General features: G+C 67.7%; 11 protein-coding genes. 9 read left to right on the top strand and 2 right to left on the bottom strand.

The features are described 5' to 3' along the window. Positions 1 to 31: 31 nt before the first annotated feature. From A5724_RS08855 to A5724_RS08835, 5 genes are all read left to right on the top strand, one after another. Positions 32 to 955, top strand: a complete 924-nt coding sequence (locus A5724_RS08855) for a choline/ethanolamine kinase family protein (RefSeq protein ID WP_067799444.1) — start codon at positions 32 to 34, stop codon at positions 953 to 955. Positions 956 to 962: 7 nt separating this feature from the next. Beyond that, positions 963 to 3,410 carry an FAD-dependent oxidoreductase gene (locus A5724_RS08850; RefSeq protein WP_067799441.1) on the top strand — a complete coding sequence of 816 codons (2,448 nt, stop codon included), beginning with the start codon at positions 963 to 965 and terminating at the stop codon, positions 3,408 to 3,410. Between the two features lie 30 nt (positions 3,411 to 3,440). Then, positions 3,441 to 6,263: a BTAD domain-containing putative transcriptional regulator gene (locus A5724_RS08845; RefSeq protein WP_067799439.1), complete on the top strand. Its 2,823-nt coding sequence runs from the start codon at positions 3,441 to 3,443 to the stop codon at positions 6,261 to 6,263. 93 nt (positions 6,264 to 6,356) lie between these two features. Further along, positions 6,357 to 7,202, top strand: coding sequence for a class I SAM-dependent methyltransferase (locus A5724_RS08840; protein ID WP_197518593.1), 846 nt, complete (start codon positions 6,357 to 6,359; stop codon positions 7,200 to 7,202). Between the two features lie 49 nt (positions 7,203 to 7,251). Beyond that, on the top strand, positions 7,252 to 8,346 hold the full coding sequence (locus A5724_RS08835; RefSeq protein ID WP_067799438.1) for a HoxN/HupN/NixA family nickel/cobalt transporter: 1,095 nt from the start codon (positions 7,252 to 7,254) through the stop codon (positions 8,344 to 8,346). Here A5724_RS08835 and mtr read toward each other — a convergent pair. Further along, positions 8,343 to 9,758, bottom strand: coding sequence for a mycothione reductase (mtr, locus tag A5724_RS08830; protein WP_067799810.1), 1,416 nt, complete (start codon positions 9,756 to 9,758; stop codon positions 8,343 to 8,345). The two genes, A5724_RS08835 and mtr, sit on opposite strands and share 4 nt — an antisense overlap. A 4-nt stretch (positions 9,759 to 9,762) precedes the next feature. After that, positions 9,763 to 10,776, bottom strand: a complete 1,014-nt coding sequence (locus A5724_RS08825) for an alpha/beta hydrolase (protein WP_067799432.1) — start codon at positions 10,774 to 10,776, stop codon at positions 9,763 to 9,765. A gap of 66 nt (positions 10,777 to 10,842) precedes the next feature. Here A5724_RS08825 and mqo point away from each other — a divergent pair, with 66 nt between their 5' ends. Genes mqo through cobO form a run of 4 tightly spaced genes read left to right on the top strand, consistent with a single transcriptional unit; the run spans position 10,843 to position 15,242 of the window. Further along, positions 10,843 to 12,342 carry a malate dehydrogenase (quinone) gene (gene mqo / locus A5724_RS08820; RefSeq protein WP_067799423.1) on the top strand — a complete coding sequence of 500 codons (1,500 nt, stop codon included), beginning with the start codon at positions 10,843 to 10,845 and terminating at the stop codon, positions 12,340 to 12,342. Further along, the gene (locus A5724_RS08815; RefSeq protein WP_067799422.1) at positions 12,339 to 12,797 is read left to right on the top strand and encodes a GNAT family N-acetyltransferase; all 459 of its coding nucleotides are present in this window, start codon (positions 12,339 to 12,341) and stop codon (positions 12,795 to 12,797) included. Before mqo ends, A5724_RS08815 begins: the two co-directional genes overlap by 4 nt. After that, a complete protein-coding gene (locus A5724_RS08810; protein ID WP_067799420.1) occupies positions 12,794 to 14,617 on the top strand; it encodes a magnesium chelatase subunit D family protein in 1,824 nt (607 codons plus the stop codon). The genes A5724_RS08815 and A5724_RS08810 overlap by 4 nt, the downstream gene beginning before the upstream one ends. A gap of 10 nt (positions 14,618 to 14,627) precedes the next feature. Beyond that, positions 14,628 to 15,242, top strand: a complete 615-nt coding sequence (gene cobO / locus A5724_RS08805) for a cob(I)yrinic acid a,c-diamide adenosyltransferase (RefSeq protein ID WP_067799417.1) — start codon at positions 14,628 to 14,630, stop codon at positions 15,240 to 15,242. Positions 15,243 to 15,275: the final 33 nt, after the last annotated feature.

The raw sequence follows: 15,275 nt of genomic DNA, 5'->3' as shown, positions 1-15,275 counted from the left end.
CCTTTAACCGAGTCGGCGTTACAGTGAACCGATGCCGTTCCCCTCGACCGACGCGCAACTCGACGCGCTGCTGGACGAGATCGGAGTGCTGGCCGGTCGGCCGCGGCAACTGCAGGAACTGTCGGGCGGGCTGACGAACTGCAACGTCAAGGTCACCACCCCCGACGGCGTCTACGTCGCCCGGTGCGTCGACACCTCCAACAACTTCCTCGCCATCGACCGCGACGACGAGTACCACAACTCCGTTGCCGCCGAGCGGGCGGGCGTCGGCGCCCCCGTGATCGACTACCGTCCCGACCTCGGCATCCTGCTGTTGGGTTACCTGAACGGGAAGACGTTGTCCAACGCGGACTTCCAGCGTCCGGAGGTGCTCACGAAGGTGGCCGCGGGTTGTCGCGCACTGCACTCGGGGCCCCGGTTCCGCAACTGCTTCGACATGTTCGAGCGGCAGCCGTCGTATCTGAAGACCGTGCTGGACAACGGGTTCAAGATGCCCTCCGACTATCTGGAACACGGGGACACCTTCGGCCGAATCCGCGACGCGCTGAGGGCCATCGATCAGGCCACGGTCCCGTGCAACAACGACCTGCTCGCGGAAAACTTCATCGAAGACGGCGACCGGGTGTGGATCATCGACTACGAATACTCCGGAAACAATGATCCGTGCTTCGAACTCGGCAACACGTGGGCGGAATGCGGACTGACCACCGATCAGCTCGACGAGCTCGTCGCCGCGTACTACGGCCGCACGCTGCGGCACAAGACCGCGCGGGCCCACCTGCAGGGCATTGTCGGCAGGTACGGCTGGACACTGTGGGGCTGCATCCAAAGTGCCACCAGCGCACTCGACTTCGACTTCTGGAGTTGGGGGATACAGCGCTATGAGGCCGCCGTCGCAGAATTCAAGAGCCCGCACATCGACCGCCTGCTCGAAGACGCCCACGCAGAAGACTGAGGATCACATGGCCACCCCTTCGGTTCCTGACCGCGCGCACGTCGTCATCATCGGCGGCGGCGTCATCGGCACCAGCGTCGCCTACCACCTGACCAAGCTCGGCATCATCGACGTCGTACTGCTCGAGCAGGGCCAATTGTCCTGCGGCACAACATGGCACGCTGCCGGACTGGTAGGTCAACTGCGGGCGTCGGAAAGCGCGACCCGGTTGGTGCAGTACTCCACGCAGCTCTACGCCGAACTCGAAGCCGAGACGGGGCTTTCGGCGGGCTACAAGCAATGCGGGGGAGTGACGGTCGCGCGCACCGAGGATCGGATGATCCAGTTGCGGCGCACCGCAGCCAACGCCGCCGCGTTCGACATGGAATGCGAGTTGCTCACCGGTGAACAGGCGCTCGAGCACTATCCGGTGATGCGCGTCGACGATCTCGTCGGAGCGATCTGGCTGCCGGGCGACGGCAAGGCCAACCCCACCGACCTGACCTTCGCGCTGGCCAAGGGCGCCAGGATGCGTGGTGCTCGCATCATCGAAAAGGTCAGAGTCACAGACGTTCTCGCCGCTGGCGGCCGCGTCACCGGGGTCCGCACCGAGCACGGCGACATCGAGGCGGAAATCGTCGTCAACTGCGCGGGCCAGTGGGCCAAACAGGCGGGCGCGATGGCAGGCGTCAACGTGCCCCTGCATTCGGCCGAACACTTCTACGTGGTCAGTGAGCACATCGACGGTGTGCACCCCGATCTGCCGATCCTGCGTGACCCGGACGGCTACACGTACTTCAAGGAGGAGGTCGGCGGCCTGGTCATCGGCGGCTTCGAACCGCAAGCCAAACCGTGGGTGGCGCCCGACGCGATTCCCTACCCGTTCGAGTTCCAACTCCTTGACGAGGATTGGGACCACTTCGAGGTTCTGATGAACAGCGCGCTGCTGCGGATTCCCGCCCTCGAGGCGACGGGAATCAAGAAGTTCTACAACGGACCGGAGAGCTTCACCCCCGACAACCAGTTCATCCTCGGCGAAGCGCCCGAGGTCGCCAACTTCTTCGTCGGCGCGGGGTTCAACTCGGTCGGGATAGCAACCGCAGGCGGTGCCGGCCGTGCGTTGGCGGAGTGGATCGTCAACGGCGCGGCGACCAGCGATCTGACGGGCGTCGACATTCGGCGGTTCGCACCGTTCAACGGCAACAACCGGTGGCTGCGCGACCGGGTCGCCGAGGTGCTCGGCATCCACTACGAAATCCCGTGGCCCAATCGCGAAATGACGACTGCGAGGCCGTTCCGCCGGTCACCGGTACATCACCTGCTGCAAGCCGCGGGCGCGAACTTCGGCAGCAAGATGGGCTGGGAGCGGGCCAACTTCTTCGCCCCTGACGGCGCCACCCCGGCGATCGAATACACCTGGGGCAAACCGAACTGGCTGCCATGGTCGGCCGCCGAGCAGACCACCACCCGCACCGGCGTCACGGTGTTCGACCAGACCTCGTTCTCGAAGTACCTGCTCGTCGGACGCGACACCGAGACGGCGCTGCAGTGGCTGTGCACCGCCGACATGGCTGTCGGCATCGGCACGTCTGTCTACACCGGAATGCTCAACGCACGCGGCACCTACGAGTCCGACGTCACGGTCACGCGCACCGGCGCCGAGGAATACCTGATCGTCAGCAGCGCAGCCACCACCGAACGCGACAAGGACCACATCCAAAAGAACCTGCCCGACGGCGCGAACGCCGCACTGGTCGACGTCACCTCGGCGTACGCGGTGTTCGGCGTGATGGGGCCGAAGTCCCGCGACCTGTTGTCCTCGCTGACGTCGGCCGACCTCTCCGATGACGGCTTTCCGTTCGGCACCAGCCGACTGATCTCACTCGGCTATGCCACCGTGCGGGCCACCCGGATCACGTACGTCGGCGAATTGGGTTGGGAGCTCTACGTTCCCGCTGAGTTCGCCGTCGGCGTCTACGAAGATTTGATCGAAGCGGGCGCCGGCCGCGGTGGCTACTACACGATCGAGTCGCTGCGGCTGGAGAAGGGGTACCGTGCGTTCGGCAGGGAGCTGACCCCGAGCGAGAACCCGGTCGAGGCCGGTTTGTTGTTCGCGTGCAAGCTGAAATCGGATATCGCGTTCCTCGGCCGCGAAGCAGTCGAGAAGGCCAAGGCCGAAGGTCCGCGCAAGAAACTGGCGGGATTCAAAGTGGACTCGCCCGACGCCATGCTGTGGGGCGGCGAGTTGGTCATCCGTGACGGCGAGGTCGCCGGCCAGGTGACGTCCGCGGCGTGGGGTGAGACGACCGGGTCCTGCGTCGGGCTGGCGTATCTACGTGCGTCCGACCACTCGGTCGTCACCATCGACTGGATCAACGCGGGCAGCTACCAGGTGAACGTGGGCGGCCAGCTGTACCCGATCTCGGTGTCGACCAAGCCGCTCTACGATCCCACCAACGCGCGCATTCGCCCATAGCAGACGTCAGCTTGGGTAAAGCTATAGCGTGTGACGACCGAATTCCGTTTGCTCGGCGACGTCGAAGCGCGCGTCGACGGGCAGCGTCTGGAGATCGGCCACGTCCGCCAACGGTGCGTCCTGGTCGCCCTGCTCGTGGATGCCAATCGTCCTGTGCCGGTCGATCAACTCATCGACCGCGTCTGGGCTGACACCCCGCCGCACAAGGGCCGCAATGCGCTTGCGGCGTACATCTCCCGGCTTCGTCAACTGTTCGCCGACGCAGCGGACGTGCAAATTGTCCGCGAGCCCGGCGGATACAAGTTGGCTGTCGACCCGTTGGCCGTCGACCTGCACCGATTCCGTCACCTGGTGACGCAGGCCCGCGCGGCTGCCGAACCGGTCGAAGCCGCGGCGGCGTTCGACAGCGCACTGAGCTTGTGGCGCGGCGACCCGTTCGTCGCGATCGACACCCCGTGGGTCAACGACGTCCGCACTGCCCTTACCGCCGAACGGCTTTCAGTGCAGCTCGACCGCAACGACGCCGCGCTGCGTGCAGGCAGGCATGCCGAACTGCTGGGTGAGCTCACCGCGGCGGTGCACGCGCATCCGCTCGACGAGCGGCTTGCCGGCCAGTTGATGCTGGCGCAGTACCGCAGCGGAAGGCAGGCCGACGCGCTCGACACCTACGCGCGGGTGCGGGAACGTCTCGTCGACGAACTCGGGGTCGATCCCGGGCCTTTGCTGCGCGGGGTGCACCAGTCGATACTGGAAGGCGAACCCGTCGTATCGAAGCCGTCGCGCGTCAGTCGGCCCCAGCCTCACTTACCGCGCAGGACAACGAGTTTCGTGGGCCGCACGCAGGAGGTGCGCCAGGTCGCCGCGGCCCTGCAGGAGGCGGCGCTGGTCACGCTGACCGGTGTCGGCGGCGTCGGCAAGACCCGCCTCGCCCTCGAAGCGGCAGGCGCCGAGGCCGAGCGATACCTCGACGGTGTGTGGTTCTGCGAACTCGCGCCCGTGGAGAGCGGTGCGGTGAGCCACGCGCTGGCGGCCACGCTGCGGTTGCAGCAGCAACAAGGGCTCGGCATCGAGGACACTGTGATCGAGTACTTGCGCAGCCGCGACCTACTGCTGGTCGTGGACAACTGCGAACACGTCCTGGACGCGGCCGCAGCGATACTCGACCGGATCGCACAGCACTGCCCGAAGGTGACGGTGCTCGCTACCAGCAGGGAGGCGCTGGGGGTGGCAGGCGAACGGGTGCTGCCGGTTCCGCCGCTGACCGACGACGACGCCGCGCGATTGTTCGCCGAGCGGGCCAAGGCAGGCAGGCCTGACTTCGACCTCGAGCACGAACCCGTCGGCGCGGTCGCTGAGATCTGCAGGCGACTCGACGGGCTGCCGCTGGCAATCGAATTGGCGGCGGCTCGGATGCGCGTGATGAGCAGCCTGGACGTGGCGCGCCGACTCGACGGGCTGCGCCTGCTCAGCGGCGGCGCCCGCGGTGCACACCCGCGCCAGCAGAGCCTCGCCGCCACCATCGACTGGTCCTATCACCTGCTATCGCAGCCCGAGCAGGCGTTGTTCACCCGGTTGTCGGTCTTCGCGGGCGGGTTCGACCTCGAGTCGGCACACGGGGTGTGCGCTGACGAGAACACCGACGACCACGACACGCTCGAGTCGCTCACCGGCCTCGTCGACAAGTCGATGGTGACGGTGCGCGGCGGCGCCGACCGGTCCCGGTTCGTCGTCCTGGAGACGCTGCGCGGATACGGTCGAAAGATGTTGCGGGACGCCGACGTTGGCGATCTCTATGCAGTGCGGCATGCTGCGTACTACACGGCGCTGGCCGAGCAGGCGGCCGCGGGGATGCACACCGCCGACGAACGCGCGTGGGTGCACCGGATCCTGCCGGACTACGACAACCTGCGTGCCGCATACGAATACGCCGCGGCGGCAGGCGATGTCGATCTGGCGCTGCGCCTGGTCACGTCGATGGCCGAACTCGCGCATCTGCGCGTCGGCTACGAGGCCTCGGGCTGGGCCGAACATCTCGTCGAGGTGGCCGACCGTGAACATCGGTTGTATCCCGCCGCCGTCGGTTTCGCTGCGCGGGGCGCGTGGAACCGCGGCGACTTCGCGCGCGCGAGGGCCCTGGCGGGCAAGGCGCAGGGACGCAATCCCGGCCGCGGCACCGGCCGCGTCGGCTATCCGGGCGACGTGCTCGCGGATCTGGCGCTCTACGAAGGGGATCCGCACGCCGCGCTGATCCACTACGACGCCGAGGTGGCCCGGGCTCATCGCGACGAGGACCCGATTCGGTTGGTGTGGACGCTGTTCTATGTCGCGATCTGTCACGCCGTGCTGCGCGATCCCGCCGCAGGCTTACCCGCCGCCGAGGAATCGGAGCGGGTGGCCGACGCCACGGCCAACCCGACAGCGCGGTCGATGGCACGCTACGCGCTGGGCCTGGTGCTGAAGAAGTCCGAACCGGACCGTGCTCTGGCCCTCTTCGACGAGGCCGCGGAGCTGGCCGCTTCGGTGCAGAATTTCTGGTGGCACGGCATCGCGTTGATGGAGGCCGCGGCGACGCGGGGTGTGCACGGCGATCCGGCAACGGCGGCACGGCTTTTCATCGACGTGCTCGACCATTGGGACCGGGTGGGGGATTGGAGCCAGCAGTGGCTCAACCTGCGGTACGTCGCGCGGTTGCTGGCGCGATCGGGCGCCGACGACGACGCGCGCGCACTGCACCACGCGCTGGTGTCGGCGGGTAAACCCTCGCCGCTGCACGAAGTGCAGGTGCCCGGCGCGGCGCTGACCGGCGCGCAAGCCGTCGCGACGGCGATCGCAGCCTTGCGCCGCCTCGCTTAGGCAGTTTGACCTGCGCATTTCACGATCGCCGAACCGTCGTCGAATGCCCGTAAGCCACCGTGAATATCAGCAGTAGACCTGAGGAGGACGATTGTGAGCACTGCTGAACAAGAACGGCTGTACGACGCGGGCGCCGACCGGGCGCTCAAGGCCAAACACCGCGCGCTGTGGGCGTCGGGTGACTATCCGGCTGTCGCCGCCGAACTCATCCCCGCGCTCGGGCCCGAGCTTGTGCGGACTACCGGAGTGAAACCAGGTGACCGCGTGCTGGACGTGGCAGCCGGTTCGGGCAACGCGGCGATTCCCGCCGCGCAGGCCGGTGCGATCGTGACCGCCAGTGACCTGACCCCGGAACTTTTCGACACCGGCAGGCGGATCGCGGCCGAACGCGGCGTAGAACTCGAGTGGGTCGAGGCCGATGCGGAGGCAATGCCGTTCGCGGACAACAGTTTCGACGTTGTGATGTCCTGCGTCGGGGTGATGTTCGCTCCGCACCACCAGGTGGCCGCCGACGAGTTGATCCGGGTGTGCAGGCCGGGGGGCACCATCGGCCTGATCAACTGGACGCCCGACGGTTTCCTCGGCAACCTGTTTGCCACGATGAAGCCGTACGCTCCGCCGCCCCCGCCCGGCGCCAGTCCGGCGCCGCTGTGGGGCAACGAGGACCATGTGCGGTCGCTGTTGGGTGACCGAATCGCCGACCTGACGGCGCGGCGGCAGACCGTGCGGCTCGACCACTGCACCGACCCGGTCGAGTTCCGCGAGTACTGGAAGCGCAACTACGGCCCGACCATCGCGACCTACCGGTTCAACCAGGACAAACCCGACCGCGTCGACGCCCTGGATCGCGACTTGGAGGCTTTCCTGACAGAGTGGCAGCAAGACGGTGGGTGGAACGCCGAGTATCTGTTGGTCACCGCGACCAAACGGTTGGCATGATCATCTGAACATCTAGACAGATGAACCGATGGCGGCATAGGCTCGCCCCATGACCGTCGTCGAACAGCCTGACAGCAAGCGATTCGACCGTACGGACTGGACGACGATCACCGCGATGGGCGGCGTGGTCTCCGCGCTCCACCTGTTCGGCTGGGGCGTGCTGGTCTTCGGGGTGGCGCCGCAGCACATCACCCTGGGATCGGCCGGGGTGTTCGGCGTCGGACTCGGCGTGACCGCATACCTGCTCGGGGTGCGCCACGCGTTCGACGCCGACCACATCGCCGTCATCGACAACACCACCCGCAAGTTGGTGGGTGAGGGCACCAGATCGCTGTCGGCGGGATTCTGGTTCTCACTGGGACATTCCAGCGTGGTGTTCGGGCTGGCGTTCCTGCTGGCGATCGGCGTGCGCGCGGTGGTGGGCCCGGTGCAGGACGAGGGTTCGCCGCTACTGCAGACGCTCGGCCTGATCGGCTCACTGGTGGCTGGCACCTTCCTGATTCTGATCGGGCTGTCGAACATGTTCGCGGCGGTGGGCATCGCCAAGGTGTTCCGCCGGATGCGCAGCGGCGACCTCGACGAGGCCGAACTCGAACGGCAACTCGCCAGCCGCGGATTTCTGGCCAGGATCTTCGCCAGGGTGATGCGCCGGGTCAGCAAGCCGTGGCACCTGTACCCGGTCGGCCTGCTGATGGGCCTCGGCTTCGACACCGCAACGCAGGTGGCGCTGCTGGTGCTCGCCGCGGGAACGGCGGCGTTCACGCTGCCCTGGTACGCCATCCTGGTGCTGCCGGTGCTGTTCGCCGCGGGCATGAGCCTGTTCGACGCGGTCGACGGCATCCTGATGTCCAGAGCCTACGGGTGGGCGTTCCTGCAGCCCGTCCGCAAGGTGTACTACAACCTCACCGTGACGGTGCTGTCGGTGATCGTCGCGCTGGTGATCGGCGTCATCCTGCTCTCGGGTCTGGTGGCTGAGCGGTTCGGCATCCACTCGGGTCCGCTGGCCGCGATCGCGTCGGCGAACCTCGAGTTCGTCGGCTTCATGATCGTCGGGCTGTTCATCGCGGCATGGCTGATCGCCGTGGCGGTCTGGCGCTTCGGGCAGGTCGAAAAGCGTTGGGCGCCAGCCGTGGACGCGTCCTAGTGTCGTTTGGACGGCGGCCACGGCGGCTCGCCGCATAGCGTCAGCAACGCGTTCTCGACCACCTCGGGCAGCGCCGGGTGGATCCAGTACTGGCCGCGGGCCATCTCCTGAGCCGGCAGGTCGAACGCCATCGCCTGGATCAGCGGCTGGATCAGCGAGGACGCCTGGTGCCCCATGATGTGCGCGCCGAGCAGCAGCCCGGTGTCCTCGTCGACGATGATCTTCGCGATGCCGGTGGTGTCCTCCATCGCCCAGCCGTACGCCACGTCACCGAAGTCCTGGATCTTCACCTTGATGTTGAAACCCTTTGCTCTGGCCTCGTTTTCGGTGAGGCCGACGCTGGCGATCTGTGGCTCGGTGAACACCGCTGACGGCACATACCGGTGACTGGACGGCATCAGCGCCTCGGTGTCGTCCCAATCCTGCAACAGGTTGTGCTTGACGACGCGGGCCTCGTGGTTCGCGACGTGCTTGAGCTGATAGTCCGATGACACGTCGCCCAGCGCGAAGATGTTGCGCGCCGAGGTGCGTTGGAACTGATCCACCACCACCTGGCCGCCCGCGTTGACCTTCACACCCGCGTGTTCGGCGTCCAGCAGGTCGCCGTTGGGCACCCGGCCGGTCGCCACCAGCAGCACGTCGCCGCGCACCGTCGAGCCGTCCGTGCACCGAATCTCCACCCCGTCGCCGACCGCGCGGGCGTCGGCCAACTCATGGTGGTTGCGGATCTCCCACTTGCGGCTGGCGAGGTCGGTGAAGCGCATCGTGATGTCGTCGTCGTGCCCGCGCAGTAGCGAGCTGCCGCGGATCAACATCGTCACCCGGCTGCCGAGCGACGAAAAGACGTGGGCGAACTCACAAGCCACGAACCCGCCGCCGATGATGACGACGTGCTCGGGCACCTCGGCGATGCGCATGACGGTGTCGCTGGTGTGGTGCGGTACGCCGCATTCGGCCACCGCGTCGGGCACCACGGCGCGGGACCCGGCCGCGATCACCACCTGATCGGCGGTGAACTCGTCGCCGTCCTCGGTGCGCAGCGCGTAGCGGCCGTCGGGCAGCGTCGGCCGGAACCGGGTGTGACTGGCGAACACCTGCACGTTCGGTGAGGACCGGCGGTAGTTCTCACCGCCGAGAGCGATCGGGTCGATACGGCCGAACACCCGCGAGACGATGTCCGTCCACCGCACCCCGTCGATGTGTGCGTCGACACCGAATCGTGATGACTCCCGGGCACTTTGGGCGACATCGGCGGCGTAGACGAACATCTTCGTCGGGATGCAGCCGACGTTGAGGCAGGTGCCGCCGAAGGTGCCCTGCTCGCATATCGCCACCTTCTTGTCGGCGTAGCGCTCGTCGAGGATCGAGTTACCCGAACCGGTGCCGATGATTGCGATGTCGAAATGGCTCATGTGATCACCCTCGTTCGGATCGGGTTGGCGCATCGGTGGGTTCGGCCAGATACAAATCCAGCCACTGGTCGAGTGCCCGGTACGCCGCTTGCCGCGACTCGGGCACCGACAAGAAGACGTCGTGCTTGGCGTCGGCAATCGGCACGATCGTCGAGTGGTTGCCGATGCAGCCCGCCCAGCGCGCGATCTGCTTGACGTCGAGCACCGCGTCGCCGCGCTGGATCTTGTCGGGGTCCCTGGCTTCGCGCACGCTGCGGTCGGACCGCAGGATCAGGTTGGGCACGCCGACGTCGAGACCGCGGTGCAGCCTGGCGTGCGCCCGGCGGATCGCGTGCAGCCAGCCGAACGTGACGGGGAACCCGCCGATCGGCTTCCACGCCAGGTTGTAGTCGAATTCACCGCCGTATTCCCGGTGCAGCGTCGCGCCGTAACCGCCCTCGGTGGGCGACCTCAGCACCCGCGTCTTGCGGAGCCGGGAGATGGCGCCGATCACGGCGCCCGTCGGCGCGGTGCGCAGAATCGCGGGGCCCTGCAGATCCAGCCACGGACTGTTGAGGACCAGGCCCGCGATGCGTCGCCTGGCGGTGTCACCGCGGCGCCGCACCCGGTCCAGCCACAGCGCGACGATGAGGCCGCCGGTGGAATGGCCGTTGATCAGAATGGCGGCCTTGGGTGATTCCTGCGCGATCACGTCGAGCGTCCGCTCGAGTTCGGCGTCGTAGCGGGCCAGGTCGGTGGTGAAATGCGGTGTCTGGCCCTCGCGCCACGACCGCCCGCACTTGTTCAGGTCGAGTGCGTAGACGGCGAAGCCTCTGGCGGCGGCGTGGTCGGCCTGGTCGGTGTTGAAGAAGTAGTCGGTGAACCCGTGCACCAGCAGCACGGCGTGTTTCGCGGACGGGTCGGCCTCGCCGCGGCGCACCAACGTGGCGACCAGGTCGCCCTCGCCGTCCGGATCCGGGCCGAGCTGAAATGTCTGCTGCCAATAGCCAGGCAGCACATCGGGCTCCCATCCAGGCACAACAGCCACCTTAACGGCGCGCCCGTATCGACCCGGGCCGAGCCCGGCGGGATAGCCTGAACAGCGATGTCTGACCCGAAGACCGCACAGACCGACGTCGTGCTGGTAGGCGCCGGCATCATGAGCGCCACGCTGGGCGCGCTGTTGCGGCAGGTGGCGCCGGACTGGTCGATCACCCTGATCGAGCGGTTGGACGCGGCGGCGGCCGAGAGCAGCTACGCGTGGCACAACGCGGGCACCGGGCACGCCGGGCTGTGCGAGCTCAACTACACGCCGGAGCGCCCGGACGGTTCGATCGAGATCAGCAAGGCCGTCCAGGTCAACGAGCAGTTCCAGGTGACCCGCCAGTTCTGGGCGTACGCCGTGGAAAACGGGCTGCTGCCCGACGTCCGCGGCTTTCTGCATCCGATCCCACACGTCAGCTTCGTGCGCGGCGCAGGACCCGTCGGCTACCTGAAACGGCGGCACGACGCGCTCGTCGGCAATCCGCTGTTCGCCTCGCTGGAGCTGATCGAGGACCGCGACGAATTCGCCAGACGGCTACCGCTGATGGCCCGGGGGCGCGATTTCGCCGAGCCGATCGCGCTGGCGTGGGCGCAGGACGGCACCGACGTCGATTTCGGGGCGTTGTCACGACAGCTCATCAGCTATGGCGCCGCCCAGGGCATGGCCACGATGTTCGGCCACGAAGTGCGGCGTCTCAGCAAGCAGGCCGACGGCAGTTGGACACTGTCGGTCGCCAACCGCCGCACCGGGGAGACGCGAAAGCTGACCGCCAAGTTCGTGTTCGTCGGGGCAGGCGGCGGCACCATTCCGCTGTTGCAGAAGTCCGGCATCGCCGAATCCGCCGGGTTCGGGGGTTTTCCGGTCGGCGGTGCGTTCCTGCGCAGCGACCGGCCCGCGCTGACTGCCGCGCACCGCGCCAAGGTGTACGGCATGCCGCCACCGGGGGCGCCGCCGATGGCCGGCTCTCATCTGGACGCCAGGGTGATCAACGGCAAGCCGTGGCTGGTGTTCGGGCCGTTCGCCGCCTGGTCACCGAGGTTCTTGAAGCACGGCAATCCGACTGATCTGCTGTTGTCGGTGCGGCCGAACAACCTGATGCCGATGGTCACCGCCGCGGCGTCGCAGACCAAGTTCGTCAAGTATCTGATCGGCCAGCTGGTGCAGCCGGATTCCGAACGCGTGCATGCGCTGCGCGAATTCATGCCTGGCGCAGTCGATTCCGACTGGCAGTTGGATGTGGCCGGGCAGCGGGTGCAGGTGATCCGTCGGGTCAAGGGCGGTCGCGGCGTGTTGGACTTCGGCACCTCGGTGTTGGCCGCCGCCGACGGCACGATCGCCGGGCTGCTGGGTGCCTCGCCCGGCGCGTCGACTGCGGTGCCTGCGATGCTCGACGTCATGCAGCGTTGTTTTCCCGACCGCTATCCGACGTGGTTGCCCAAGCTCAAGGAGATGGTGCCGTCGCTCGGCACCGCATTGTCGAAGGAACCGGCGCTGTTCGAGGAGGTCTGGTCGTGGGGCACCAAGGTACTGAAATTGAATGAGTCGGTGACGGCCCGATGACGGTTGCGTTGCGCCGCAGTTGGGCCAAGGACCTGGACGCCGCGACCCTCTACGAGCTGCTCAAGCTGCGCGTCGAGGTGTTCGTGGTGGAGCAGGCCACCCCGTATCCGGAGTTGGACGGCCGCGACCTGGATGCCGAAACCCGGCACTTCTGGTTGGAAACGCCCGACGGCGAGGTCATCTCGACGCTGCGGCTGATGGAGGAACATCCGGGCGGGCACAAGGGCTTCCGCATCGGGCGGGTCTGCACCAAACGCAGTGCGCGCGGCCACGGCCACACCAACCGGCTGCTGCAAGCCGCCTTGGCGGAGGTCGGCGACTATCCGTGCCGCATCAACTCGCAGACCTACCTCGAGGAGATGTACGGCAGGCACGGCTTCGTTCGCGACGGTGACGAGTTCCTCGACGACGGCATCCCGCACGTGCCGATGATCAAGGCGGGCGTGCACACGTGACGCCGGGCTATCCGTTCAGCGCGATCGTCGGCCATGAGCGGCTGCGGTTGGCGCTGCTGTTGTGTGCGGTGCGACCGGAGATCGGCGGTGTGCTGATCCGCGGTGAGAAGGGCACCGCGAAGTCGACGGCGGTGCGCGCGTTGGCGCATGTGCTGGCCGACATCGACGGCGCGGCACTGGTCGAGTTGCCGATCGGCGCGACCGAGGACCGGGTGGTCGGGTCGCTGGATCTGCAGAAGGTCCTGCGCGACGGGGAGCACGCGTTCTCGCCGGGTCTGCTGGCCCGCGCGCACGGCGGCGTGGTGTACGTCGACGAGGTCAACCTGCTGCACGACCATCTGGTCGACGTGATTCTCGATGCCGCGGCGATGGGGCGGGTTCACGTTGAGCGCGACGGTGTTTCGCACAACTACGAGGCGCGCTTCGTGCTCATCGGCACGATGAACCCCGAAGAAGGCGAACTGCGACCGCAGCTTCTCGACAGGTTCGGGTTGACCGTCGATGTGCAGGCCTCCCGCGACGTGGAGGTGCGCGCCGAGGTGATCCGGCAGCGGATGGCGTTCGAGGCCGACCCCGCCGGATTCGCCGAGCGCTATGCGTCCGCGGACGCCGAGTTGGCCCGCCGCGTCGCCGATGCGCGTGCGCGGGTGGCGTCAGTGCCGTTGCCGGACAGCGAATTACGACGCATCGCGGCGCTGTGCGCGGCGTTCGACGTCGACGGTATGCGCGCCGATTTGGTGGTGGCGCGCACGGCCGTCGCGCACGCGGCCTGGCGGGGCGCCGATACGGTGGGCGAAGAGGACATTCGGGTGGCCGCCGAACTGGCGCTGCCGCACCGGCGGCGGCGTGACCCGTTCGACGACCCCGGACTGGATCAGGACCAACTCGACGACGCGATGGCACAGGCCGGCGAAACGGCCGACGAGCCCGAGCCCGACCCGGATCCCCCGCCGGGCGGGGGCAAATCGTCTGGTCCTGACGATTCTGTGCCACAACATAATTCGAACTCAGCCACCCGGCCGAGCGCGGCGCCATCACCGGTGTTCCGGACGAGGGCGCTGGTGGTGCCCGGCGTCGGCGACGGCGCACCCGGCCGTCGGTCGCGGGCCCGCAACCGCACCGGAAAGGCGATCGCGGCGACGGACGACTGGGACGCGGGGCACGGCGTGCACGTGTTCGGGACGCTGTTGGCCGCCGCGGGTCGCCAGCGGATGCCGGGCAGACCGCGTCCGGAAGCACAGGACGTGCGACGGTCGATACGGGAAGGCCGCGAAGGCAATCTGGTCATCTTCGTCGTCGACGCATCAGGGTCGATGGCTGCGCGTGATCGCATGTCGGCCGTCGGCGGGGCGACGCTGTCGCTGTTGCGCGACGCGTACCAGCGCCGCGACAAGGTCGCGGTGATCACGTTCCGGCAGCAGGACGCCAAGCTGTTGTTGCCGCCGACGTCGTCGGTGCACATCGCGAGCAGGCGACTGGCGCGGTTCGACACCGGCGGGAAAACGCCGCTGGCGCAAGGCCTGCTGGCCGCCCGCGACGTGGTGGTGCGGGAGAAGGCGCGCGACAGGGTCAGGCGCAGCCTTGTCGTCGTACTCACCGACGGGCGCGCGACGGGTGGACCCGATCCGCTGGGCCGCGCGCGGACCGCCGCGGGCCTGCTGGTCGCGGAGGGGGCAACAGCCGTCGTGGTGGACTGTGAAACCTCTTATGTGCGACTGGGTTTGGCGGAGCAGCTGGCCCACCAACTCGGCGCGCCTGCGGTGCGGTTGGCGCATTTGCGCGCCGACGCACTCACCGACGTCGTGCGCACTGCCGCGTAAGGAGACCGCGATGCCACAGGGTCAACCGCTCACCGTCCCCGACGACGGCTTGACGACACGCGCCCGTCGCAACGCGCCGCTGCTGGCGGTGCACACCGGCGCGGGCAAGGGCAAGTCGACCGCGGCGTTCGGCATGGCGCTGCGGGCCTGGAACCAGGGCTTCGACGTCGCGGTGTTCCAATTCGTCAAGAGCGCGAAGTGGAAAGTCGGCGAAGAGGCCGCATTCCGGGAGTTGGGCCGGTTGCACGACGAGCACGGGGTCGGCGGGCCGGTCGAGTGGCACAAGATGGGCTCGGGGTGGTCGTGGTCGCGTAAACAGGGCAGCGAGGTCGACCACGCCGCGGCCGCCGCCGATGGGTGGGCCGAGATCACGCGGCGACTCGCCGAGCAGCGGCACGACTTCTATGTGCTCGACGAGTTCACCTATCCGCTGAAGTGGGGCTGGGTGTCCGTCGACTCGGTGGTCGCGACGCTGACGTCGCGGCCGGGGACCCAGCATGTGGTGATCACCGGCCGTGATGTGCCGCAGCAGTTGCTCGACGCCGCCGATCTGGTGACCGAGATGACGAAGGTGAAGCACCCGATGGACGTCGGCCGCAAGGGTCAGAAGGGCATCGAGTGGTGAACTCCACCGGCGCGAGCGACCCCGAATTGCCAA

The sequence above is a fragment of the Mycobacterium sp. ACS1612 genome, assembly GCF_001667505.1.
In the GTDB taxonomy this organism is placed as follows: Bacteria; Actinomycetota; Actinomycetes; order Mycobacteriales; family Mycobacteriaceae; genus Mycobacterium.
The sequence above is the reverse complement of the archived record's forward strand: the minus strand, read 5'-3'. Positions and strand labels throughout refer to the sequence as shown.